This window comes from Neobacillus sp. K501 (assembly GCF_053749995.1).
On the sequence record NZ_JBSLYA010000002.1, the window covers coordinates 450,471 to 474,706 of the forward strand.

General features: G+C 38.6%; 20 protein-coding genes and 1 other annotated feature. Of the genes, 4 read left to right on the top strand and 16 right to left on the bottom strand.

The genetic code is table 11. The features are described 5' to 3' along the window. Window position 1: 1 nt before the first annotated feature. The 7 genes from ACWM35_RS06820 to ACWM35_RS06850 all read right to left on the bottom strand — a co-directional run bounded on the left by ACWM35_RS06820 (window position 2) and on the right by ACWM35_RS06850 (window position 8,187). The gene (locus tag ACWM35_RS06820) at window positions 2–433 is read right to left on the bottom strand and encodes a prepilin-type N-terminal cleavage/methylation domain-containing protein (RefSeq protein WP_454816714.1); all 432 of its coding nucleotides are present in this window, start codon (window positions 431–433) and stop codon (window positions 2–4) included. Window positions 434–581: 148 nt separating this feature from the next. Next, the gene (locus ACWM35_RS06825) at window positions 582–1,784 is read right to left on the bottom strand and encodes a type II secretion system F family protein (protein ID WP_454816716.1); all 1,203 of its coding nucleotides are present in this window, start codon (window positions 1,782–1,784) and stop codon (window positions 582–584) included. After that, window positions 1,777–2,826 carry a type IV pilus twitching motility protein PilT gene (locus ACWM35_RS06830; protein WP_454816718.1) on the bottom strand — a complete coding sequence of 350 codons (1,050 nt, stop codon included), beginning with the start codon at window positions 2,824–2,826 and terminating at the stop codon, window positions 1,777–1,779. Before ACWM35_RS06830 ends, ACWM35_RS06825 begins: the two co-directional genes overlap by 8 nt. Before the next feature lie 11 nt (window positions 2,827–2,837). Further along, the gene (locus tag ACWM35_RS06835; RefSeq protein ID WP_454816720.1) at window positions 2,838–4,499 is read right to left on the bottom strand and encodes a GspE/PulE family protein; all 1,662 of its coding nucleotides are present in this window, start codon (window positions 4,497–4,499) and stop codon (window positions 2,838–2,840) included. Window positions 4,500–4,523: 24 nt separating this feature from the next. Further along, window positions 4,524–5,849 carry a G5 domain-containing protein gene (locus ACWM35_RS06840; RefSeq protein WP_454817109.1) on the bottom strand — a complete coding sequence of 442 codons (1,326 nt, stop codon included), beginning with the start codon at window positions 5,847–5,849 and terminating at the stop codon, window positions 4,524–4,526. Between the two features lie 29 nt (window positions 5,850–5,878). After that, window positions 5,879–6,655: a PRC-barrel domain-containing protein gene (locus tag ACWM35_RS06845; RefSeq protein ID WP_454816722.1), complete on the bottom strand. Its 777-nt coding sequence runs from the start codon at window positions 6,653–6,655 to the stop codon at window positions 5,879–5,881. Between the two features lie 62 nt (window positions 6,656–6,717). Further along, window positions 6,718–8,187, bottom strand: a complete 1,470-nt coding sequence (locus ACWM35_RS06850) for a hypothetical protein (protein WP_454816724.1) — start codon at window positions 8,185–8,187, stop codon at window positions 6,718–6,720. Window positions 8,188–8,574: 387 nt separating this feature from the next. Here ACWM35_RS06850 and ACWM35_RS06855 point away from each other — a divergent pair, with 387 nt between their 5' ends. The 3 genes from ACWM35_RS06855 to ACWM35_RS06865 are packed head-to-tail and all read left to right on the top strand — an operon-like array spanning window position 8,575 to window position 11,312. Further along, window positions 8,575–9,036 carry a type IV pilus modification PilV family protein gene (locus ACWM35_RS06855; RefSeq protein ID WP_454816726.1) on the top strand — a complete coding sequence of 154 codons (462 nt, stop codon included), beginning with the start codon at window positions 8,575–8,577 and terminating at the stop codon, window positions 9,034–9,036. Then, window positions 9,029–9,523 carry a PulJ/GspJ family protein gene (locus ACWM35_RS06860; RefSeq protein ID WP_454816728.1) on the top strand — a complete coding sequence of 165 codons (495 nt, stop codon included), beginning with the start codon at window positions 9,029–9,031 and terminating at the stop codon, window positions 9,521–9,523. The genes ACWM35_RS06855 and ACWM35_RS06860 overlap by 8 nt, the downstream gene beginning before the upstream one ends. Window positions 9,524–9,527: 4 nt before the next feature. Next, window positions 9,528–11,312 (top strand): hypothetical protein, encoded by a 1,785-nt coding sequence (locus ACWM35_RS06865; RefSeq protein ID WP_454816730.1) that lies wholly within the window; start codon window positions 9,528–9,530, stop codon window positions 11,310–11,312. 54 nt (window positions 11,313–11,366) lie between these two features. On the opposite strand, the gene ACWM35_RS06870 is transcribed toward ACWM35_RS06865, so the two are convergent. From ACWM35_RS06870 to ACWM35_RS06880, 3 genes are all read right to left on the bottom strand, one after another. Further along, a complete protein-coding gene (locus tag ACWM35_RS06870; RefSeq protein ID WP_454816732.1) occupies window positions 11,367–13,079 on the bottom strand; it encodes a sensor domain-containing diguanylate cyclase in 1,713 nt (570 codons plus the stop codon). Window positions 13,080–13,144: 65 nt separating this feature from the next. Further along, window positions 13,145–14,467 (bottom strand): bifunctional folylpolyglutamate synthase/dihydrofolate synthase, encoded by a 1,323-nt coding sequence (locus tag ACWM35_RS06875; RefSeq protein WP_454816734.1) that lies wholly within the window; start codon window positions 14,465–14,467, stop codon window positions 13,145–13,147. A gap of 66 nt (window positions 14,468–14,533) precedes the next feature. Beyond that, on the bottom strand, window positions 14,534–17,179 hold the full coding sequence (locus ACWM35_RS06880) for a valine--tRNA ligase (RefSeq protein WP_454816736.1): 2,646 nt from the start codon (window positions 17,177–17,179) through the stop codon (window positions 14,534–14,536). A gap of 41 nt (window positions 17,180–17,220) precedes the next feature. Then, window positions 17,221–17,456: a binding site (T-box leader), on the bottom strand. Window positions 17,457–17,627: 171 nt separating this feature from the next. Between ACWM35_RS06880 and ACWM35_RS06885 the strand changes: the two genes are divergently transcribed. After that, window positions 17,628–17,825, top strand: coding sequence for a hypothetical protein (locus tag ACWM35_RS06885; protein WP_454816738.1), 198 nt, complete (start codon window positions 17,628–17,630; stop codon window positions 17,823–17,825). Between the two features lie 9 nt (window positions 17,826–17,834). On the opposite strand, the gene ysxE is transcribed toward ACWM35_RS06885, so the two are convergent. The 6 genes from ysxE to hemC all read right to left on the bottom strand — a co-directional run bounded on the left by ysxE (window position 17,835) and on the right by hemC (window position 24,223). Next, on the bottom strand, window positions 17,835–18,872 hold the full coding sequence (ysxE, locus tag ACWM35_RS06890) for a spore coat protein YsxE (RefSeq protein ID WP_454816740.1): 1,038 nt from the start codon (window positions 18,870–18,872) through the stop codon (window positions 17,835–17,837). A 94-nt stretch (window positions 18,873–18,966) separates the two neighbouring features. Continuing rightward, a complete protein-coding gene (gene spoVID, locus ACWM35_RS06895) occupies window positions 18,967–20,052 on the bottom strand; it encodes a stage VI sporulation protein D (protein WP_454816742.1) in 1,086 nt (361 codons plus the stop codon). Window positions 20,053–20,219: 167 nt separating this feature from the next. After that, window positions 20,220–21,506: a glutamate-1-semialdehyde 2,1-aminomutase gene (gene hemL, locus ACWM35_RS06900; RefSeq protein ID WP_454816744.1), complete on the bottom strand. Its 1,287-nt coding sequence runs from the start codon at window positions 21,504–21,506 to the stop codon at window positions 20,220–20,222. A 22-nt stretch (window positions 21,507–21,528) separates the two neighbouring features. Further along, window positions 21,529–22,506, bottom strand: coding sequence for a porphobilinogen synthase (gene hemB / locus ACWM35_RS06905; protein ID WP_454816746.1), 978 nt, complete (start codon window positions 22,504–22,506; stop codon window positions 21,529–21,531). Continuing rightward, window positions 22,506–23,291: a uroporphyrinogen-III synthase gene (locus ACWM35_RS06910; RefSeq protein ID WP_454816748.1), complete on the bottom strand. Its 786-nt coding sequence runs from the start codon at window positions 23,289–23,291 to the stop codon at window positions 22,506–22,508. The genes hemB and ACWM35_RS06910 overlap by 1 nt, the downstream gene beginning before the upstream one ends. Next, window positions 23,288–24,223 carry a hydroxymethylbilane synthase gene (gene hemC / locus ACWM35_RS06915; protein ID WP_454816750.1) on the bottom strand — a complete coding sequence of 312 codons (936 nt, stop codon included), beginning with the start codon at window positions 24,221–24,223 and terminating at the stop codon, window positions 23,288–23,290. Before hemC ends, ACWM35_RS06910 begins: the two co-directional genes overlap by 4 nt. Window positions 24,224–24,236 lie beyond the last annotated feature (13 nt).

Below are 24,236 nucleotides of genomic sequence, written 5' to 3' on the forward strand. Positions count from 1 at the left end.
TTTATCTAGAGGCTGTTGCTAATTCATCTTCTGTTACAGCAGTTGTAGCATTTTTACTAATCTTTGCAGTTGTTGCAGCATCATGACCAGTAATTGTAAATGTATTATCGGTGGTATTATAATCTACTCTAAATTCTTTATCCTTTAACTTTGAAATATATTTAGAAAGAGGTTCTTTATCTACACCAGTTGCAGCACTTGGATTATATACCCATGAAGTGATTGAATTGTTATCAGTATATGCTAATCTAGCTGCATCAATTACTTGGATTGCTTCAGCTATTTTTGCTTTCTCTTTAGAATTATTTATGACATTGTTAATACTTGGTATAGCAATTGCTGCAATAATCCCTAAAATAACGATTACTGCTAGTAATTCAATTAGTGTTAAACCTTTTTGTTCTTTTAATTTATTTTTTAATAGTTGTCTCATTTAATTCTCTCCTTAAATAGTTCTATTAACCTATCAACTAGGTCTCTTGTATTATACTTAATAAAAATGCTGTTGAAAAGAGGGGTAATTTGGAATTTTACTTGTTTTTTTGTACATTATTGTATTTTTTGTAATATTATTACATCTACTAAAATTGATTAAACATCTCAAACATAGGCACCATAATCGCCAGTACAATTGTACCAACAAGTCCAGCTAGAACAACAATCATTAATGGCTCAATCAATGATTTCAATTGATCGGTGACTGTTTCAACTTCCTTTTCATAAAATTCGGCAATTTTCGTCAACATCGAATCAAGTGCCCCACTGCTTTCCCCAATCGAAATCATTTGTGTCACTAGTGGTGGAAAAGCCCAGTGAGCTTTCATCGGTTCAGTCATTGACCGACCTTTTTCTAGCGAGGAACGAGACTCCCTAATTACTTTTGCGATCACTTCGTTTTCAACTACTTTTTCAACAATTTGCATTGCTTGAAGGATTGGAACCGAGCTTGTAAACAAGGAACTAAGGGTCCGCATCATTCGTGCAAGAACAGCCTTTTGTAACATTTTTCCAATTAAAGGCATTCGTAATAGTAACAAATCCAAATAATATTTTGTTTCCTTGTTTTTTCTAATATAGGTAATTAGAACTATTATCATGATTACAATCAGTGCTATTAGCCACCAAAATGATTTCATAAATTCACTAGCAGACAAAACAAATCTGGTAATAGCTGGAAGTTCTCCACCCATGTCGGCAAACATCGTAACAAATGTAGGAACCACACTAACTAAAAGGAAAATAACTACAGCTATTGCGACCACGCCAATAACAGCTGGATAAGTTAAAGCACCAACAATTTTCTGTCTGGTGTAATGCTGTTTTTCAAAATGTTCAGCTAATCGCTCAAGCGTTTCATCGAGATTACCGCTGACTTCCCCTGCTCTCACCATATTAATAAACATTGGTGTGAAAATTTTAGGATGCTTTCCAACTGCCTCTGACAAGGGATTCCCTTCACGCAATTCCTGTTCAACATGAAACAATGCCTTCTTTAACGCTTTACTTTCGGTTTGATAGGCTAGGATCCCCGTTGCATCAACAACCGTTACTCCCGCCTTTAAAAGCGTGGCAAATTGACGTAAATAGATGACGAAATGCTGAAGCTTAACTGGGTTTCCAATCGTTATATCTTTTGTTAATAACGTTTCAGGAATTTCAGTTAACTCAATGATGCGAATTTCGTCTTCCTTTAGTTTTGTCATGGCTTCCCGTTTTGATGCAGCATATACGGTGCCCTGCCGTTTTCCGCGCCTATCGCGGCCTGTATATTTATATCTAGCCATTACTCATCATCTTCTCCTGCAAATATTTCTGAGCTGAGTCCTTTTGAATCTGGCCCCTGTCTATTAAGTCTTTGATACTCATCTCAAGTGTATGCATTCCCTGGGCACGTGAAGTTTGCATAACACTTGGAATCTGATGGATTTTTTCATTACGAATTAAATTAGCTATAGCCGGATTATTTACCAATATTTCTGTTGCCGCTCTTCGGCCTTTTTTATCCACGGTTGGGAACAGCCTTTGTGAAATGATACCTACAAGCACAGTAGCTAATTGGATTCGTATTTGTGCCTGTTGTGCCGAAGGAAAGACATCAATGATTCTGTTGATCGTTGCTGGAGCACTTGAGGTATGAAGTGTTGCGAACACAAGATGTCCAGTTTCTGCCGCCGTTATCGCTGTTGAAATCGTTTCAAGGTCACGCATCTCACCGACTAAGATAACATCAGGATCTTGACGAAGTGCTGCTCTAAGACCATTGGCATAATTTAAAGTATCAAAGCCTACCTCACGCTGGTCAATAATCGAATTCCCATGCCTATGAAGGTATTCAATCGGATCCTCTAAGGTAATGATGTGCTTGCGCATTGTCTGATTCATATAATTGATCATTGATGCAAGTGTTGTCGATTTCCCGCTACCAGTAGGTCCAGTGACTAAGATTAGTCCGTGTGGTTTTTCAACTAGCTGCGGAATAATTGCAGGTAAACTCAATTCATCGATGGTTGGGACTTTGGAGGAAATGACCCGGAGCGCCATTGCCACACTTTTCCGTTGATAATATGTATTAACACGGAAACGCGAGCTGCCCGCTACCCCATAAGAAAAATCGAGTTCACCCTTTTCACTAAATTGCTCCCACATATTTTCGGGGATTATCGCCTTCGCCATTTCTTCTGTATCTACCGGCTTTAAAGGCTCTTGACCATACCTTTTTAATTCACCATTAATCCGCATCACTGGGGGAACACCCACAGTGAGATGGATATCGGATGCCTTAACTTCAACTGATGCTCGCAGTATATTATCAATTTTCTCTTTCATTACCACTACCCCTACTCTAAAACAGCTACTCGTAGCACTTCTTCGGTTGTCGTTAAGCCTTGTTTTACTTTCAGTAAACCATCATCTATTAAAAAGATTGTTTTATTTCTTATTGCATGTTCCTTCATTTTCGAAAAGGAATCATCATTCATAATGACTCGGCGCATATCATCATTGATCACGAGCACTTCATGAACCGCAATTCTCCCTTTGTATCCCGTCATATTACAGGATGGACAGCCTTTACCGCGTGAGACTTTTTCAATTTTCATGCCGCGACGGGCAAAAATTTCGATTTCCCGTTTCGATGCTTCTTCTGTTACGGTACAATCACGGCAAACCTTACGAACAAGGCGCTGAGACACCACTCCACTTAAGGATGAAGCAATTAGAAAAGGTTCAACGCCCATGTCAATCAACCTTGTTACCGTACTTAACGAATCATTGGTGTGCAGCGTACTTAGGACCAAATGCCCGGTTAATGAAGCTCGAATAGCAATCTCGGCCGTTTCCTTATCACGAATTTCCCCAACCATGATGATGTTGGGATCTTGCCGTAGGATTGAGCGTAGTCCTGCTGCAAAGGTCATCCCGACATTTTGATTCACCTGAATTTGATTAATTCCTTCTAATTGGTATTCAACTGGGTCTTCAATCGTAATAATATTTACTTGCTCACTATTTAATTTATTGAGAGCTGCATAAAGGGTGGAAGATTTCCCTGACCCAGTAGGTCCTGTAATTAGAACAATGCCTGTCGGTTTATCTATTAACTCATTAAAACGTTTCAAATTCAGGGAGTTAAATCCAAGTTTATGGATGTCATTCAAATTCGACCCCATATCGAGGAGACGCATAACAATTTTTTCACCATATACAGTCGGCAATGTAGAGACACGCAAATCGACAGGATGGAATTCTAAATTCAATTTAATCCGACCATCCTGCGGTACCCTGTGTTCTGTAATATCTAGATTGGACATAATTTTGATTCTTGCCGTCAAAACCCCCTGCATATGGCGAGGTAATACACGTTCTACTCGCAATACTCCATCAACCCGATAGCGAATAATGACCTTTGATTCTTGTGGATCTATATGGATGTCACTTGCTTTTTGAATCACTGCATTCGTCAGGAGCTGATTTACTAACCGCACAATTGGTGAATCAAGATCTGTTGCATCATCAGACCGCCCTTTTTCATTTTGCGGACGTTCATCGAATAATTCTTCTAAGCCCTCATCAGCATTATAGTAGTTATTAATCGCACGTAGGATTTCATCCTTCGTCGCTATGGCCGTTTCAATTTGGAATCCTGTAGCAAGACGAAGATCATCAATTACAATAAAATCCATAGGATTTGCCATTGCTACATAAAGCTTGTTTCCATCTTTTTTTAGAGGAATAATTAAATTCCTTCTAGCCTGATCCTTGGGTATAAGGGTAAAAAGCTTTGTATCAAATGGATAGTGAAATAAGCTAATATGTGGTATCCCAAGCTGGTACTCGAGCACTTCGATTAATTGCTGCTCGGTAATATGTCCTCTTTGAATTAAGGCTTCGCCAAGTTTTTGAGTTTGTTTTTTTTCGGCTAATGTAGATTGAAGCTGATCTTCTGTAATAAGATCAGCTTCTACAAGTAAGTCCCCTAGTCTCTTACGGGGTTGTTTCATATTAAGCACCCCTTTGTTGTGAATCTATTTTGAGGTTTCATCTGGTTTCCCAAAGAGATCACTTTCATCTTGGTTTGCTTGATTCCCATTATTTGCATTTTCTGTGTCTTGGGCAGGATTACTTGGACTGGTTGGATCAATTTGAGTATTTGGGTCACTAGGAACCAAAGTACCATTAGGAACCGTGATTTGTTCCGTTGTTGTTCCTTCGGCTAAAGGATGTATTTCGACTTTATGTTGTGGAGGATAAAAGTCTTCGGAAATAAGCTCCTTACGTACCAATTGATTATTGGCATACTCTTCACGATAAACCTTGATCAATACACCCTTTTTCCCTGCCTGGTCAACTTTTTTCTCACCCGTTTTCAATAATGGGCTATATTGTTTAATGGTTTTAGGTGAGAAATACTCAATTTCATCTGCTTTGATTTTATAACTGTTGGGCAACTTATTACCTGTTAAAGTTACCTTCACCGAATTAGCTTCCCAAACGATATTCATCGTATAGTTATTACCATTTGGATTATTGAAAACAAAATCAATGTTTTTATCAACATCAATGTTTGCTTCATATCCTAATGGAATGTTAACAGGAAGTTCCCGGCTTGTGTTTTTCTCAATAATGATAAAATTAGTTGGCAGAATTGCTTGATAGATTCCCGAAGCAATGATGCTCTTCGCTGATGAAGAAATCGTTTTTAATCCTTGTTTTTCAAGATAATCAAGGACTGAAAAATTTGCATTCGCAGCAATTTGAATTGTACTTATTTTGTATATAGCCTGTTGTAAATCTTCTGGTGCGCTTTGTAGCTTAATCGTCGCTTCACTTAAAACAACATGTTCATTCGAATCTGTAGCAAACAAATAATCTTCAAGCTTTAGGATATATTCCCCTGTTTTTAAGGACGATGCTATCGTTGTTATCTCACTTACCAGTGCTTGGATCACTTCATCCTCAATGGTCATCGTGGGATTAATCGACAGTAAAGCTGCTTCTAATGCTTTTTGATCAAGTGTAACTATTAACTGATTTTGACCATTGCCTGCCTGCTTGATGGTTTCTTCAAGTTTAAATTGAAGCTGACTCAAATCAAGTTGAGCCGTGTTTTCAGCCAATTGAAGGGTAATCGTTGTGCTTTTTAACCACTCAGAAATCTTCGTATTTAAAAGCTCGTAGGCCTCATTCTCACTTTTTCCACTTATATTCACGGCTGCAATCGAAGTACCGGATGAGAATTGGCTATTTTTTGAACCAAATAGATCAACAGCCTTTACACCCAATTGTGAGAAACTAAACACAAAGGTAGAACTTAGAATAAGGACAAGGAACAATTTTATGCTGTGATGCATATTTCTCACATAGATTCAACTCCCTATTCTTAAACTTCAACATTCATTGATAAATCAATGACAATTCCTGGCCCCTTTTCTTGAGCTTTTTCTACATCCTCTTGATTTAGAATCGTCCCTGCAGGAAAAAGGACATCTCCATTTTTATCGAAAACATCATTAACTAGTTTTTTTCCATTTAAAAGTTCAATCTGTTTTTGTTTTAAGTCTTGCATTTCTAAGTCTTCGGTTGCTTCGTGCTTCACTTCTTCAAAGACAGGCGTAACATCTTGATCGAGATGAGCAACTTCAATGACGTCGTCACTCGCTTCTAATTGCTCCACGTTGTCAAGGAAGTTTGACGCTGCATCTTCTTTAACGATAATAATATCTTTTCCAAAGGTTACAACGGAATCTGAAGAAAGAGCTACTTGGTTATTTCCAGCATTTAGCTGCATGCCAAGAATATGTCCTGAATCTTGATCCACAAAGTATTCTTGTACCTCGCCAATTAATTCGCCTTTACGCGTCATGATTTTTGTATTGGTTATTTTAATTTTTTTATTAACCAATTGATTGGCAATAGGAATTTCATTTAAATCAATAATCGCATTTTCACTTTCAATCGTCACTGCGTATTCGCCAATCCCGACAACCTTTTTAAATGGGATCGCCTTGACACTAACTTGCCAGTCTTCATGCTCAATCGTTAAAAAATCAACTGAACCCTTATCAGGATTAATAACAAGTGATTTTACTTTACCTACTTGATTTCCCTCTGAAATATTAATAATTGGTAAACCGCTAATTTGTGTACTTTTTTTCATTCCATTCACCACACCTAATCATTTGTGACAATCTAATTGTTTGAATCCATCTGATTAATTTATCAGTTTTTTTCACAATAACGATTGTAAATATATTCTAATTCTTGTTCTAAGATTGCATATCCCTTTACCTTATTACAGATTGACGATATAAAAATTTCAAGTTCCTTGAACTTTTTCATCCTGATATAATGGCTAATTAAAAGACTCGCAAAAGTATAGTAGTCGTGAACAGGAAGTTGTTCATGCATATGCTCTTTAATTAACTCTTCATATTCCAGGGAATCTACTTTTTTACTGATTAGTTCCAATTGTGAAACCATCGTATTTAGCAGTTCCTTGCGGATGATAGCTTGTTCAATATTCTTATTAGTATCTTTTTGTACTTCAGGAACACTTATACCTAATTCTGAAGTTTCTTCCAATGCTACTTCTTCCGTTTCGCTTTCAAAATCAAGCATGAAAGGCTCTTCGTCGAATGATACTTGATTAATAACTACGTCTTCTTTCTCTTCAACTTTATTGATAACAGCCGGAGCGGTTGACATACCTTCTAAAAGTTCCTCTAGCAATAACTCTTCATCATCAACTTCCATGCTTATCTCAGATGCTGACGATTCTTGATTGACTTGGGTCTCAACAGAAGTTTTCTTAAAGTTGGGTTCAGCTGAGCTATTGAGATCAAAGTTTTCCTCTGCCAGCTGTTCTTCCAATTCATTTGCTGATTCATTCTCAGCAACTACTGTCTCGAAACTTTCTTTCTTTAGATTTATAAATACTTTATCCAACTCAGTTTCAGCTAAATTTTCTTTATCAAGATTATCTTCTTCAACTAAACTGTTAAAGTATTCAGAAATCGATTCAACATCTGTATCTGTTTGATCACCATCAGGTTCATCCTCGCTCACAATTACTAGAGGTTGCTCCATTAGTTCCTCAAACTCTGCCATTTCCGAATCTTCTTTCGGCGTTAAATCAATTTCTTCGAAAGAATTAACTTGATCCTCCAAAAGTTGATTTCTATCTTGGATAAAGGAAATATCCTCATCCCAATCAACCAATTGTTCATTTTCTTTTTCTACGGAAGTTGAGGCAACTGGTAAAGCAGGTTCAAAAATTGGTTCAATAAAAGATTCATCTTTGTCAATTTCCAAATCATTTTCTGGTAAAACTTCTAATTCCTCTTTTGTTGAAGATTTCTCAACCTGTTTTTCGCTAATTTCCCAATCCTCTATTTCTTCCTCATAAGAATCGAATTCTTTTTCATTTCCAGGAATATGAGTTTCAGAAAGAAACAATACCGTTCCCAATTTCTTTTCAATGAAATAAACAACAATTCCCATCAGCAGTAACAGCATGAGGATGGTCTTCCATAATGGGAAAATAGTCTTTGCTAGTAACCCCGTCAAACCTAAAATAAACGAAATAATGATGACAAGCCACTTCCCTCGCAGGGTTATACCAAGAGGTAAAAAATAAATAATCGGGACCAGGATGAGGAGAGACCCAATTGCCCAAAGGAAACTCTGCATTTCTTCACCTCAATTTAAATGGTTCTTTTACAGAAAAATTACCTTATTAACTCTATTCTTTCAAAATTTTACAACAATTGATATTTTTCGATGGAAAAACCCCATTTTCGACTTTAAAATTATTGTATAATAAACCTAGGTAATTTGAAAGATGACAAAAGAAATATTAAATGATTTTCTTACTAATTTTATTTGTCGAAAGTACATTTTTGCTAGTTTTCTATATTAATTGGATTAACTTACAAAATTTTTATCATTCTTTCCAACATTTATTATTACTAATTTCCTATTTGTATTGATAATATTGATGGGATGTAATGAAATAGTGGAAACTACAAATAACCTTATTTTTGTAAAAATTTATCGATTGATGATAGGTGATTAATGATGAAAGTAAATAATAAAGGTTTTACATTGGTTGAGGTACTCGTATCCGTTGTCATATTATCAATTATACTTCTAACCTTCACGAATTTATTTGTTATCTCAAACAAGTCTGCGGTTTCAAGTAATGAAAAGTTAGTGGCCGTCCACTTAGCGAAAGCAACCTTAGAAAGAATTAAAATTAAGCCATATGATTATATTAAAGATCCAAATACATCGGGTGTCGATTATGAAGCAATGCCTATCAAATACAGCCAAAATAACTGTCCAAATACAAGTCCATGTCTAGATCCTTTTTCAGTAGAAGTCAACGAGAAAACCTACAATATTTCGGTTACTGCCAGTCAGAAGGCGACAAGCAATGAAAAAAAAATGAAATTAATTAATATCGTGGTAAATGTCGAGCTAGCGAATTCCAGTCCAAAGATATCCACGAAAATAGAAGGATATGTTAAATATGATTAAAAACATCTTCAAATCCAATAAAGGGATAACACTGATAGAATTACTGGCATCTTTAGCACTTGTTACTGTCATCGGCATAGCGGTTTATTCCGTTCTATTTGGTGGTCTTAAAACCTTTAATAAAATAATGGACGAAAATGAATTGCGTGATGAAGGCGACGTTATCATGGCATATCTCATCAATGATTTTTACACCTTAAAAGCAAGCGACATTCAGAAAATAAAACTTCCGGAAGAAGGAACCAATGATTATTACATTATCAAAACCAATGGAACAAGAAGCGGCATTATTGGTTCTGAAATTATCCTGAATGACAGACAAATCACATTAAATAATGATAATGTTATTCTCACAAATGGGTCTACCATTACCCAAAAGTCGCCAACTAGTCTGGAAATTACCCTTGTTCTAAGACACGAGAGATCTAATAAGGAACTAAAACTTACAAGTACGCTAAGTATTGTCAACGACAGAAGGGAGGGCTAAAGGAATGAAGAATCACTTTAAGGATGAGCAAGGTTATACATTGGTATTAACACTTTTTGTCATCCTGTTATTTACACTACTTGGCGCTTCTCTAATGGCTGCTACAATCGGCGGCGCCCAAAAAACGAAGATACGGCAAGTTGATATTCAATCAACGGAGTTAGCGAATAACGGGGTTGAATATATAACCGCGAAAATTAATACAGAACTTAAAGATGCTCTTGGAACGAATGGTCTCACAAGAAGTGAATTTATTACCAAGCTCAACAATACATTAGTAAATTACCAGGATACGACCAACCCCATCAGTAATACAGGAGAAACAGGAGATTATAAGGTATATATTTCCAAAATCGAACCTTCTTACGATCGCGATGGGAAAGAAAACCCATTAAGAAAGAAAGTAACCTTCATCAGCAAAGGAACGGCCGATGGTAAAGAAGAGCAAATTACCTCCGTAGTCGAGATTGGTGCCCAATCTGTGTTAGAAACATTAAAATACGCAGTTGGTGCGAATAAATGTACTGGAACTAACTGTACCCAATTTAATGGTGAAGGTAATATGTTTTTACATGGTGGTGTCACAATCCAAGGAGATTTTAAAGTAGATAATAATTTAATTACAACTGACCGAGGGTATGCTTATTTAGGAGGGGAAAGATGGATTGAATCACTCTACCCCAGTATTTTACCTATCCAAGGATCAACCCAACCACTCCTTGTTATAGGTGGAAACGTATATACCTTTAATCATAGTCCAACTTATAATAATCATATTTCATCAACTTACTTCGGATCCAGTTATACAAATCGGACAAACAATTTAAACGAAGCTTTTTACAATAACAATAAACCAACCATTGTAAAAAGAGATGTACCACGAGATGAAATTAATATTGGCAATCAAAAATCTGTTTATTATTTTTCGGAAACTGGAGCAATCCTCCTAAATGGAGAAAACACAACAGTTTTTTATAATAATTTAGATTACCCAACTCAAAAGGTATACGCTTCATATAAAGAGTGTGAGTATGTAAAGGTAAGAGGGCAATATGTTTGGACCTGTTCATCACCTAGGTTTGATGGGGTGTACATCTTTAATGCTAACAATTCTTTCGGAAGCTTTGCAACAAAAGGCAGTTTAAAAATAGAAAGTTCTCCAAGTAGCCTTAAAACAACAAAATTTAATAATGGGGCATACATTGAAAATAATCTATCAATTGGAAATGGTTCTTCTTCTTATGACATTTCAAGTTATGACAAACTAAGAATAGATGGTCCGATATATGTAAATGGAGATGTTACAATAAAAGGGGCAAATGCCGAATTTAATTCCATAATGTATGTAAACGGGAATGTAACAATTGAAAATTCACAATTAAAGGGGCTTGGCACCACCGGATCATTAATTATATTTGCAAAAGGAAACATCAATATTAGAAATAATAGCGTTAACCAAGATAATCCAAGCAACATTAAAGGATTTTTCTATTCAGAGCAAGCCTTAGAAATATTCGGAGTAGGTTCCAATATCCGAATTGAGGGTGGTGTATCTGCACGACGTATTGTTTTAAATGCTATTAGAGGAAGAGCAAGTGATAGTAGTTTTTCCGGTTCACAAAGAATAACATATAGCGATTATTTTGAAGGAAGAACAAATCAACCAAATAAAACTTCACGTTTACAAATCATCTATGATTCCAATATTATGAACACTTACTCTGACATTAAATCAAGGGAACCGATCGTTAAGAATGTTGACGTGCCGCAGCTCATTGATAGACAATAAATGAACAAAAAAAGCTTTCACTTTAGAAATTACCCAAAAGTGAAAGCTTTTTATTTAGCAAGACGAATACTCCGCAACCCGATTCCTACCAGCCCTTTTCGCCCCAACATAAAGCGCTCGGTCAGCATGGCGAATGAGTGCTAAGTAATCTTCGGCATCTTCTGGTGCTGTAGCTACTCCGATTGATGCAGTGATTTGGACTTTAAGCTGATTTTGGTCTAATGTTTCCTTTAAGGTAAAAGGTATATCAGCAATGGTTTCTCGGATCCGTTCAGCCATATCGAAGGCGTCTTCCTTATCGACTTCAGGGAGGAGAACAACAAATTCTTCTCCACCATATCTGGCAACCGTCCCCCGCTTCCCCACCAATTTCGTTAAGCGATCAGCCAATTGGATAAGAATTTCGTTACCACTTTGGTGGCCATATGTGTCATTCACCTTTTTAAAATGATCGATATCGAGGATGATCAATGATAACAGTTTTCTCTCGAATTGAAATAGCTTCTCAAATTCCTCCGTGACCAATTTTTCAAAATAACGATAGTTATATAAATTGGTTAAAGCGCAGCGTTCACTGTGCATTTTCGTCAGCTCGTAGTGCTTAGCATTCTCAATCGCAACAGCATAGTATGAACAAAGGATGTCCACTATCGCTATTTCAAACTTTTCATAGGCGCGCTTTCGTCTCGAAGCAAGGATGAGCACACCAATAACCTTTTGACTTCTTACTATTGGGACGGCTAGAATACTTTCGACATCATTAGGCATATTATCATACAAATATGGTTCCCAAGTTTTCTTCGATGAATATTTGAATGCTTTTTGCTTTGCCCAAACTTTCCCGGCAAGCCCTTCATTCTTTTTCACAAGAATACGATTGCTTGTTGTTACTTCATTTCCACCTTCAAGACGCCGTATCAACTGCATCTCTTCATCATTGATGACCTCTAATATATAGGCATAATCAACAGGGAGCATACCAGCTAACTTTTGAATGAACAAATCAATAACATCTTTTACTTTGAGTCGCTCGGCCATTTGATGACCAATTTCAGCTGCCTTTTGTAAGTACTCGTTAACCTTTTGGCTTGAGTAATACAAACTAAAAATAATCGAAATACTAACAAACGGAATGCCAACAAACAATACAGCCAGTAATCCCATTTGTTGATAAAGTACATATAAAATAATACCAATCGGAAAGGTAATCATTGTAGTAACTGTCTCAACGATAAAGTCTTTTCCGAAATAAGATTCGTTATAAACAAAATGAAGAATAATTGAAATAATCACCTGATTTATCGAATAACTTAAGAAAACATACAACATCGCGAGCCAGATGGAACTAGGGTCTTCCATTAGGTTTGAACCCGTTTGTCCACCAAGAGCGTAATAAATGATTCCACTAAGAAATGAAATGAGAAAAAACATGCTTAGATTTAGTGGAATACGAAATAATTCATCCTTTTGAGTTTTTGTTTTTAATAACAAAACAAGTACTGCCGCTTGGGCAAGAACCATTTCGATAAATAAACCAAAGCTTAAAAAGGTAGCAAGTGAAACCCACTGAATTAAGAATATGTTCGTATTATTTATTTTCATCGGCATTGAAGCCACAACAGCAGTTAAGACTAGAAAACCTAGAACCTCTACCCAATTTCCATAAATCTGCGGCGGATATGTATGATAGGTATACCACATGCCAGCAGGGACTATTAATAGCCATATAAGAAAAATAGCTCTTTTAACTTGCGGTTTTACGCCCATCTTACCATCCCTTTATTTCACTAATAAAACACATAGAAACATTTTATCATGGATAAAATATATTGTCACAAAGAAATTGACTTATTTTTCAAAAATTCATACAAGTTCGTTTTCGCTTCGGAAATAAAATAGAGGGAACCTGTGATTAACAGCAAACCATTTGATTCAGCAGTTTGAATCTCCTCTATTATATATGTTTTCCAATCATCCACAGCTAATTTTTGCTCGGATTGGCTGATCTTCAGTAGATCCTCCGCTTCAGCCGCTCGCGGAAAATCAAACGAAACAAATGTAATTTTGTCTGCCACTTGATCTAATTGATGAATCATTTGATCAAGTTTCTTATCCTTCAACGCAGCAAAGATAATATGGATAGACTTATCCGTATATCGGTTTGTTAATTCCTGGACAAGTGCCGAAATCCCCTCATCATTATGAGCTCCGTCCAAAATAATAAGCGGATTTTCAGAGACGATCTCTAATCTACCAGGCCAATAGGCCGTCTTTAAGCCCTTCCGCACAGCTTCTTCTGTTATCACAAAACTTCCAGACACATTTAAATATTGAGCAGTCATGACCGCCAATGCTGCATTTTCAGTTTGATGCTTGCCAAGCATGCTTGTTTCTAATCCTGTAAACGACTGAAATTCGCAATCCAATGAAAAAACTTCTCCTCTTTCCACTGAGTAGTGATCAAAAATGGAGAATTCCTGATTCAGCCGGAATAGTGGCGCCTTTTTGTTTTCTGCCTGTTCTTTTATAACATTTTGTGCTGCTTCTTGTTTGGCAGCCGTAAAAATAGGAACCCCTTGTTTAATAATTCCTGCTTTTTCAAAGGCAATTTCCGCATAAGTATGACCAAGGATATTCGTATGATCGAGGCCAATATTGGTAATGACCGAGGCCAAGGGATAAATAATATTGGTAGAATCAAATCTTCCACCTAATCCAACTTCATAAATAACCATGTCCACTTGTTTTACATTCGCAAAATAATAGAAAGACATGGCGGTAATCACTTCGAATTCAGTCGGTCCACCGAGCTCTGTTTTCTCTAATTCATCTGCGAGCGGGCGAATGATATTAGTCAGTTCGACTAACTCATCATCATGAATCGGTTTACCATTGACGCTAATTCTTTCATTAAATTGTTCAATATAAGGAGAGGTAAACGTGCCGACCGAATAGCCTGATGCTTCTAATATCGAGCGCAGGAATGTCACCGTTGATCCCTTACCATTGGTGCCGCCAATATGGATCGTTTTCATTTTGGATTCAGGATGGCCTAATCTTTCCATCATATATTCCATTCGCTTTAAACCTGGTTTGATACCCAGCCTTAGTCTTGCATGAATCCAGTCCAGGGCTTCTTTATACGTTGTAAACACCCATGCCACCCCTTTATTCTTTAAAAGAAGACGAATCCCTCTGCAGGGGATCCGTCTCTCATTTTATTATAATCCTTTTAATTCATTTATGCGTGCTTCAACAATCGCTCTCTTTTCACGATAATCTTTTTCTTTCGCACGCTCCTCGGCCACAACACTTTCTGGTGCCTTTTTCATAAAGCCTTCATTGTTTAATTTCTTTTCTAATCGCTCTACTTCTTTTGTGAGCTTATCGAATTCTTTTTGAAGACGGGAAATTTCTTCCTCAATATTGATTAAGCCTTCAAGCGGCAAAATGATTTCTAAGCCCGTAATAACCGCTGTCATCGCCTTTTCAGGGGTTTCAATATTAGTTCCCATTTGCAATTCTTCCGGATTACAGAATTTTTCTATATACGCGCGATTCTTTTCAACAACGCTTAGAACCGTTTCATCCTTAGCTTTTACAAACATCATGATTTTCTTGCTCATTGGTGTATTTACTTCTGCGCGGATATTTCGAACGGAACGAATCATTTCCACTAACATTTTCATTTCTTGAGCTGCTTGCTCATCTGAATAAGCAGGATTTACTTCCGGCCAGCTTGCTGTTGTAATAGATTCACCTTCGTGCGGCAGGTTCTGCCAGATTTCCTCCGTAATGAAAGGCATAAAAGGATGGAGCAAACGCATTGTTTGATCTAAAACATAAGCTAAGATGGAACGAGTAGTTTTCTTAGCCGGCTCATCTTCACCATATAATGGAAGCTTTGCCATTTCAATATACCAGTCACAGAAATCATCCCAGATGAAGTTGTATAGAGCCCGGCCCACTTCACCAAATTCATAACGCTCAGATAATTTCGTCACATGTTCAATCGTTTCATTTAAACGAGTTAAGATCCACTTATCAGCAACAGATTTTTCACCAGTTAAGTCGATTTCTTCGTATGTCATGCCGTCCATATTCATTAACGCAAAACGGGAAGCATTCCAAATTTTATTGGCAAAGTTCCAAGTAGCTTCAACCTTTTCCGGAATATAGCGTAAATCTTGACCTGGAGAGCTTCCAGTTGATAGGAAGTAACGAAGAGAATCTGCACCATATTGGTCGATTACCTCCATTGGGTCAACGCCATTGCCAAGGGACTTACTCATCTTCCGTCCTTGTGCGTCACGAACCAGACCGTGGATAAGAACATCTTTAAATGGACGCTCACCCGTAAACTCTAGGCTTTGGAAAATCATCCGGGATACCCAGAAGAAGATAATATCGTAACCAGTTACAAGTACACCAGTTGGGAAGTAGCGTTTAAAATCAGCTGCTTCTTGATCAGGCCAGCCCATTGTAGAGAATGGCCAAAGAGCTGAACTGAACCATGTGTCTAAGACGTCTTTATCCTGTTCCCAATTTTCAATATCAGCTGGTGCCTCGTGGCCTACAAATACCTCTCCCGTTTCTTTGTGATACCAAGCAGGAATTCGGTGGCCCCACCAAAGCTGACGTGAAATACACCAGTCACGAATGTTTTCCATCCAGTGTAAGTAAGTTTTTTCAAAACGCTCAGGTACAAAGTTCACTTTGTTTTCTTTATCTTGAAGTGCAATTGCCTCATCTGCCAATGGCTGCATTTTAACAAACCATTGAGTAGAAAGATAAGGTTCAACAACAGCACCACTACGCTCAGAGTGACCAACGGAATGCATATGCTCTTCAATTTTGAAAAGAACCCCCTGCTCCTGCAATTCTTTAACGATTTGCTTACGGCACTCGAAACGATCCATTCCTTTATAGTTCAAGGCATTGTGATTCATCGAGCCATCTTCATTCATGACTAGGATGCGCTCAAGATTATGGCGATTTCCAAGTTCAAAGTCATTTGGATCGTGAGCTGGAGTAATTTTAACCGCTCCAGAACCGAATTCCATGTCGACATAGTCATCACCGACAATCGGAATTTCACGGCCTACGATTGGCAGGATAACGGTTTTTCCGATTAAATGCTTGTAGCGTTCGTCCTCTGGGTGAACGGCAACAGCGGAATCACCAAGCATCGTTTCTGGGCGAGTTGTAGCTACTTCAATATGACCAGATCCGTCTGCTAGAGGATATTTCATATGGTAGAATGCACCTTGAACATCTTTATAGATAACTTCAATGTCTGATAACGCTGTTTTCGTGGATGGATCCCAGTTAATGATATATTCACCACGATAGATTAAGCCTTTGTTGTAAAGGGTAACGAATACTTCACGAACTGCAGCTGATAAACCTTCATCCAGGGTGAAACGCTCGCGGCTGTAATCTAAGCCTAAACCAAGCTTTGCCCATTGCTGACGGATGTGGGAAGCGTACTCTTCCTTCCATCTCCACGTTTCTTCTACGAACTTTTCACGGCCTAAATCATAACGGCTTTTGCCTTCACTACGAAGCTTTTCTTCTACCTTCGCTTGTGTTGCGATACCGGCATGGTCCATTCCTGGTAACCAGAGAACGTCATATCCCTGCATTCGCTTCATTCGCGTAATGATATCTTGAAGGGTTGTATCCCATGCATGCCCTAAGTGAAGCTTACCTGTAACGTTTGGCGGCGGAATCACAATCGTATACGGTTGTTTCGCCTCATCGTCCTTCGCTTCAAAAAACTTCCCTTTTAACCACCAATCATAACGACCTTGTTCAATCGCCTGGGGATCATATTTCGTCGGCATTGTAATTTCTTTTGTTTCCATATTTCTTCCTCCTTTTACCATACAAAAAACCCCATTCGTCATAAAAGGACGAATGGAGCTGCTTCGCGGTACCACCTTTTTTCCAATCATATGTACATAATTGGCTCTTCATCGGATAACGGATTTCATCCGTCTTCAACTAATAGGACCAATGGATCTTTTCGCTGAAGAAGCTCTAGGGCGACCTTCTGAGTCTCTGCTTAGGAAACCTTTCAGCTAATGGCTTCCCTCTCTAAAAGCAGGATAACATCGTACTCTTCCCTGTCTTTGCTTTTTTATTAAATTTATAATGTTATACTACCCAATAATGACACTTGACGTCAATAATGATAACCAAATTTTTTATATTATATACCTTTCCTGAAAAAAACGTGTGTATTTAGGGGAATTCATCTTGTCTAAAGAATATATATAGATAAACGCCTTTTTGGAGAGGGAGAGAATGACATTGAAGAGGAGAAAGTTTATCACCAAATACTCCTATACTCCATGGTACAGAACCACGAGGAGAATATGCGAGCAATTAATTATCCCTTTTACCATTTTTCAATTGATAAGAACCTTGTTTATCCCTACGGTTTTTGATGTCCTATTGTTGACTGTTTTTATTGCCATTGCCGTTTCCATTTATTTCGAAATTGTTTAGGAGCCCTCGCTAATCCTGCTGGGCTCCTTCCTTTGCTTTTTGCTGTTGTTCTTCAATCTCTGTCATTCTCATCACAACATATTCTGTATTTTTCAAATGCCAATAACGTCGCTGCAGCTGCCGGACAAACTTTAGTTCGTTCTTTGGCTGCTCTTTGCGGAAATATCGCTCGGCAACTTGAATGATCGGGATTGGATAAGATAAATAACTATAAAACAGCAGTTTTTCATCTGCTTTAAAGGGAAAATATTTTAAATAGTGATGGATCCACTCAATGACATCGTCATTCCGTTTTGGATGAGTATTTAGGCCGCGTGACAAGTATGGTAATAAATCATGAATCGGTGACCCATAGCGGGAATTTTCAAAATTGATAAAGTAACCGTAGCCTTTTTCATCATAAAGAAAATGCTCCGATGATACTTTTCCATGGGTTATAACCATCCGGGCCTTTTCATCTTCCTTCGTCTTTTCATACCATTCTTCGAATTTTGTTTTTGAATACCTAAGTGCCTGACTTATTTCATTATAGTACAAGCAAAAACAGAGCTCAAAAGGGGACATGTAGGTTTTCTTTTCACTTTCATCCATGAAGCCATCTAAAAATTCCTGATTTTTATCAAGTAATTGAATCGTTTTTTCATAATGCTCGTTTCGTTCCTCTTTACTTACAGGGATTTCTTTAGCTGATATTGTATGAAGACGTGCTAATTCACGAAATAACTGCTGATTTTTCTGCAGGCGATCTTCCTTAGCTTCATTTTCCATCCAAGGCATGAGGTAATAAAGTGCCTTATCATAAAGGACTGCATATCTCCCATCCATCGTTGGATAAATCGGTACAATCCGATTAAACCCTTTTTGATATAGCAAGTGGACATGACGAATAAAATCCGTTCCCGTTGTGGGGACAATTCTTTTGAGTGCAAATGTCCCTTTATTTGAATAAATCTTTAGTATACTGCCGTGTTCCTCTACAAAATATGGCTTTACCTGATAGTTATTTAAGATCGGAGCGACATGCTCCAGCCGACTTGAGTCATTCATGAACATTCAACTCTCTTTCAAGAAAAGAGGAATCCTTATCATTGTTAATTCAAAAAGACGTGAGCAGGTTGAAAAACCCGCTCATGCTATATTCTTACTTTTTGGCAAAGGCAGCTGGAACGTATAACACTTGACCCTCGTATACATCTTGATTAAGTTCTAGATGGTTCACCTTTAGGATATTGGATACGGAAACTTCATAGCGATCAGCTAAGATTTCCAATGTATCACCCTTTTGAACAATACATACCTTTAATCGAGCTTGGTCGCCACTTTCTTCTTTACGAGCAAAGAATTCTGTTAGGGTCATGGTTTTCTTTTTTGTTAATTTCTGTTTTAAAGAAGTTTTTGGAGGTTGTTCTCCTGGTGATGATGAGCTCTCTTCCTGAACAGATTCCGTTTCAACCTCGGCTACAGGCTCTTTCGGTGCTTCCTCTAAGACTATTTCCTGTTCTACCATTTCTTCCTCAACCGGCTCACTGACTTCGCTTCTAGCTTCTTGCAGGAATACCGGCTTCTCATGCTCTTCATAGGTAAAGGTAGGGAATTTCGGGAACACTTCAACCTTCTCTTCTTCTTCTTCCGATTGTTTACGGGCTTCCACCTCGAATAGGAAGCTGTCTTCCGGTTGCTCTTCTTCTTCCTCAAATAATTCTTGCTGAATCTCGGCTTGATAACGATGAACTACCTCGTATTGCGGCTCATCTTCTATTGCTTCGATTATCTCTTCTTGTTCTTGTTCCTGAACAGAGGTATCATACAAGCCGCTGATCATGAGTTCTGCAGTCAGCTTTATACAACTCCGCTCTGGAATGGTGTAGTCAAATGATTCAACGATCACATCGATATCATAGATGCTTTGAATCCGATTGTTAGGAATCGTTATATCGACTGGGAAACGATGCGAGAATTCACAGTTTCCTTCTTCATGCGTATCGACTCTTTCGATAAACTTTTGATTCGATACGTTTTCATCCCCACTACTATCGCTGTTTTCGTAACTTTTATATTCGCCGGTTAATTCCAGCGAACCACGTATGGTTACGTACTGATCATTTTCCTGGATGGTAATATCAGGGTCTAGAGAAATCGACACAAGGTCTGCGACTTCCTGTCCTTTTCTAAACCACAAAGATTCCTCCAAGGAAAATCGTAGGCACGATTGATTCTCCTGAGACAAAGCGACTCCTCCTTTCATATCCTCTCACTCGAAAATCACTATGTCACTTACACTCTATGAACAATCTCTTTTATTTATGATAAAAAAGCCGTTTGAGAAGAAAAAGTTTAGGATCAAATAAATGAAAAAAAGACACCACCAACAATGGTGAGTGCCTACAACAAGTTTTATTTCAGTTTTGAAAAAGCAATTTCCACTGCTTTAATGGTTTTCGCGATATCCTCGTCAGAGTGTTCTGTTGATAAGAACAGGCCTTCGAATTGGGATGGCGGCAGGAATACTCCTTGCTCAGCCATTTCACGATAGTAAGCAGCAAAGAATTCAAGATTAGAAGTTTTTGCTGTTTCATAATTGATAACAGCTTCATTCGTAAAGAAGAAACCGATCATTGATCCAGCGCGGTTAAAGCTAACAGGAATATCGTACTTTTCCGCAGCCGCTTTAATTCCTTTTTCAAGTAAGTCTCCCTTGCGGATAAACTCATCGTAATGCTCAGGTGTTAACTGCACCAAGGTTTCATAGCCTGCTGTCATCGCGAGCGGATTACCAGACAATGTACCAGCCTGGTAAATTGGGCCAGAAGGGGCGATTTGTTGCATGATTTCCGCTTTACCACCGTAAGCCCCAACTGGGAGCCCTCCTCCGATCACTTTTCCAAGACAGGTAATGTCAGGAGTAATGCCAAAATAGCCTTGTGCACAATTATAGCCTACACGGAAACCAGTCATGACTTCATCAAAGATAAGTAATGCGCCATATTGAGTCGTAACCTCTCGTAAGCCTTCTAAGAATCCTGGTAGCGGCGGCACAACACCCATATTTCCTGCAACAGGTTCAACAATGATACAAGCAATATCTTCACCGAATTGTTCAAAGGCATATTTGACACTCTCAAGGTCATTATAAGGAACAGTTATCGTATTGCTGGCAACGCCCTCAGGAACCCCTGGGCTGTCTGGTAAACCTAGTGTTGCCACTCCAGAACCAGCTTTTATCAGCAAGCTATCACCATGACCATGGTAGCAGCCTTCAAATTTAATGATTTTATTACGGCCTGTATATCCGCGAGCTAAACGAAGGGCACTCATGGTAGCTTCTGTACCTGAGGAAACCATTCGGACAACCTCAATCGAAGGTACACGTTCAATGACAAGCTTCGCTAATTCATTCTCCATTAAAGTTGGGGCACCGTAGCTTGTACCTAGCTCCGCGACTTTCTTAATCACTTCTACTACCCGGTCGTTTGTATGACCAAGAATTAGCGGTCCCCATGATAATACATAATCAATATATTCATTGCCGTCAATATCATAGATTTTTGATCCTTTGCCTCGTTCCATAAAAATCGGATCCATTTTGACGGATTTAAACGCACGAACTGGGCTGTTCACCCCACCTGGCATAAGGGTTTGAGCTTCCTTAAATGCTTCAACAGAATTTGTATAAGAGCGCAAATCTAATCCCTCTTTTCAAGTATTAGTCTTCTTTTAACCAACGGCATGCATCTTTGGCTGCATAGGTAATAATAAGGTCAGCCCCTGCACGTTTAAAACCGATCAACATTTCCATTACAGTTTGCTTTTCATCAATCCAGCCGTTTGCCGCTGCTGCTTTGATCATCGAATATTCACCGCTGACATTATAAGCCACAACTGGCAAATTAAAAGTATTCCTTACATCACGAATAATATCAAGGTATGGCATCCCTGGTTTAACAATTAAGAAATCTGCGCCTTCTGCGACATCCGATTCTGCTTCTCTAAATGCCTCCATACGGTTGGCAGGATCCATTTGATAGGTCTTACGGTCGCCAAACTGCGGAGCGCCCTCAGCAGCTTCACGGAAAGGTCCGTAGAAAGCAGAGGCATATTTAACGGCATAAGACATAACCGGTATATCTTTAAATCCAGCTTCATCTAAACCAGCACGAATCGCAGCAACAAATCCATCCATCATGTTGGATGGTGCAATAATATCGGCACCTGCTTCCGCTTGAGCAATTGCCGTTTTCACAAGCAATTCAAGGGATGGATCGTTTAAAATTTTATCCCCTTCTACAACTCCACAATGACCGTGGCTTGTATACTCACATAAACAAGTATCGGCCACAACAATCATCTCAGGATAATGTTCTTTAATATAGCGGGTTGCAACCTGGATGATTCCATGGTCGTGAAACGCCTGCGTGCCACACTCGTCTTTTGTTGCCGGAATACCAAATAATAAGACGGATTTAATCCCATGAGCAATAATATCGTCCATTTCAGCTTTTAGGTTGTCCATGGATACTTGGAATACACCTGGCATCGATGATACTTCCTTGCGGATGTTTTCACCTTCATAAATAAACAACGGATAGATGAAATCCTCTGGTCTTAAATGATTTTCTCTTACAAGCGCACGCATATTGGCACTTGAACGTAAACGGCGATGACGTGAAAATTGAAGTTCCATTAGTAAATACCCCCAGATTCTATGTATTCGATTGTACTTTTTATCATTTCTTTCACAGTGTACTCCTCAGGAGAAGCATGGACCAGTAAGCCATATGAACGTAATTTCTTCTCTGTCACTGGGCCAATGCAACCAATGATACAATGCGCAAGGTGTCGATCAAGTTGGAAATCCTTCACCACTGCCATAAAATGGTCAACTGTGGAAGGGCTTGTGAACATGAGGATATCAAGCTCTTCCTTTAGGATCATCTCGACTAACTTCGTACGGTTTTCTTTTGGCATATAGGTTTCGTAAATGACGATTTCCTCAGCCTGTACACCTTTCTTGATCAGTGAGCTTGAAATAAGTTCTCTGGCCAAATTCCCTTTAGGTATCAAAACCTTTGAGCCGCTTGCGACTTTCGGTAAAAACTCATCCACAAATACTTCTGCAACATAAGCAGAGGGAATGAACTCGGCCGCAAAGCCTCTTTCCTCGAGGACTTCTGCTGTCTTTTTGCCGATCACCGCAATTTTTGGTAATAAACCCCTATCTTCTTTTTTAAAATAAGAAAAAAAGGTTTCTACGGTTACATTGCTAGTAAATACAATCCAGTCGTATGTATGTATTTGGTCCAAAGCCAACTGAAGTTGGTCATTCCATTCAATTGGACGAAAAGCAATAAGAGGGATTTCAATTGGTATCCCTCCATACCTCTCTACAAGTTGTGAAAAGGATTTTGCCTGCCCTGAACCTCGTGGAACAAGGACTTTTTTATTCATCAAAGGTGATGATGGTATCATATACCTTCGAGCTCCCGCTTAACCCTATCAATGAGGTCCTTGGCGCCTTTTTCGATTAATAGGTCAGCTGCTTGAATCCCAAGCTCCTCGGGATGTTGTCCTCTAAGCTCTTCTTTGAAAATCTCTTGACCTTCCGGTGAACCAACGAGAACATTGAGGACAATATCGTCGTTATCCTCTACAGTTGCGAAGCCGGCAATCGGCACCTGACATCCGCCTTCCATCTTTTGCAAGAATGCGCGCTCTGCTCTTACAGCTCTTTCTGTTTTCTTACAAGTGAATTTTTCAAAAAGTTCAAGAAGCTCCTTGTCATCCTCACGGCATTCAATCGATAACGCCCCTTGACCGACGGCAGGAATACAAATATCTGCGTCAATAAATTCGGTGACAGTTTCGGATGCCCAGCCTAGGCGTGAAAGACCTGCCGCTGCTAGGATAATCGCATCGTACTCTTCATCCTGAAGCTTTTGTAATCTAGTATCAACATTGCCACGGATCCATTTAATTTCAAGATCAGGTCGCTGCGCCAAAAGCTGAGCACTACGGCGAAGGCTGCTAGTACCAATGATGGCACCCTTTTTCAAGTCGTTCAATTTAATATGATCTCTTGAAATCAAAGCATCACGGTGATCTTCACGAAAAGGAATACAGCCGATTGTTAAACCTTCAGGAAGAACTGCTGGCATATCCTTCATACTGTGGACAGCCATATCAATCTCTTTATTAAGCATGGCTTGTTCAATTTCCTTAACAAACAAACCTTTTCCGCCAACTTTTGAAAGGGTAACGTCTAAAATCTTGTCCCCTTTTGTGACTATTTCCTTTACTTCAAATTCAAAAGGTGCACCGAGCTTTTTCAGCTGGTCAATCACCCAATTTGTTTGTGTTAAAGCCAATTTACTGCGTCTAGAACCAACGATAATTTTTCTCATACCTGCCTCCTAG

Excerpts from the sequence above, each read along its gene's own strand:
- ACWM35_RS06830 (WP_454816718.1), bottom strand. The coding sequence starts at position 2,826 with ATGAAAGAGAAAATTGATAATATACTGCGAGCATCAGTTGAAGTTAAG.
- ACWM35_RS06835 (WP_454816720.1), bottom strand. The coding sequence starts at position 4,499 with ATGAAACAACCCCGTAAGAGACTAGGGGACTTACTTGTAGAAGCTGAT.
- ACWM35_RS06825 (WP_454816716.1), bottom strand. The coding sequence starts at position 1,784 with ATGGCTAGATATAAATATACAGGCCGCGATAGGCGCGGAAAACGGCAG.
- ACWM35_RS06855 (WP_454816726.1), top strand. The coding sequence starts at position 8,575 with ATGAAAGTAAATAATAAAGGTTTTACATTGGTTGAGGTACTCGTATCC.
- ACWM35_RS06910 (WP_454816748.1), bottom strand. The coding sequence starts at position 23,291 with ATGATACCATCATCACCTTTGATGAATAAAAAAGTCCTTGTTCCACGA.
- ACWM35_RS06845 (WP_454816722.1), bottom strand. The coding sequence starts at position 6,655 with ATGAAAAAAAGTACACAAATTAGCGGTTTACCAATTATTAATATTTCA.
- ACWM35_RS06865 (WP_454816730.1), top strand. The coding sequence starts at position 9,528 with ATGAAGAATCACTTTAAGGATGAGCAAGGTTATACATTGGTATTAACA.
- ACWM35_RS06860 (WP_454816728.1), top strand. The coding sequence starts at position 9,029 with ATGATTAAAAACATCTTCAAATCCAATAAAGGGATAACACTGATAGAA.
- ysxE (WP_454816740.1), bottom strand. The coding sequence starts at position 18,872 with ATGAATGACTCAAGTCGGCTGGAGCATGTCGCTCCGATCTTAAATAAC.
- hemB (WP_454816746.1), bottom strand. The coding sequence starts at position 22,506 with ATGGAACTTCAATTTTCACGTCATCGCCGTTTACGTTCAAGTGCCAAT.
- ACWM35_RS06840 (WP_454817109.1), bottom strand. The coding sequence starts at position 5,849 with ATGCATCACAGCATAAAATTGTTCCTTGTCCTTATTCTAAGTTCTACC.
- ACWM35_RS06870 (WP_454816732.1), bottom strand. The coding sequence starts at position 13,079 with ATGGGCGTAAAACCGCAAGTTAAAAGAGCTATTTTTCTTATATGGCTA.
- hemC (WP_454816750.1), bottom strand. The coding sequence starts at position 24,223 with ATGAGAAAAATTATCGTTGGTTCTAGACGCAGTAAATTGGCTTTAACA.
- ACWM35_RS06820 (WP_454816714.1), bottom strand. The coding sequence starts at position 433 with ATGAGACAACTATTAAAAAATAAATTAAAAGAACAAAAAGGTTTAACA.
- ACWM35_RS06880 (WP_454816736.1), bottom strand. The coding sequence starts at position 17,179 with ATGGAAACAAAAGAAATTACAATGCCGACGAAATATGATCCCCAGGCG.
- ACWM35_RS06850 (WP_454816724.1), bottom strand. The coding sequence starts at position 8,187 with ATGCAGAGTTTCCTTTGGGCAATTGGGTCTCTCCTCATCCTGGTCCCG.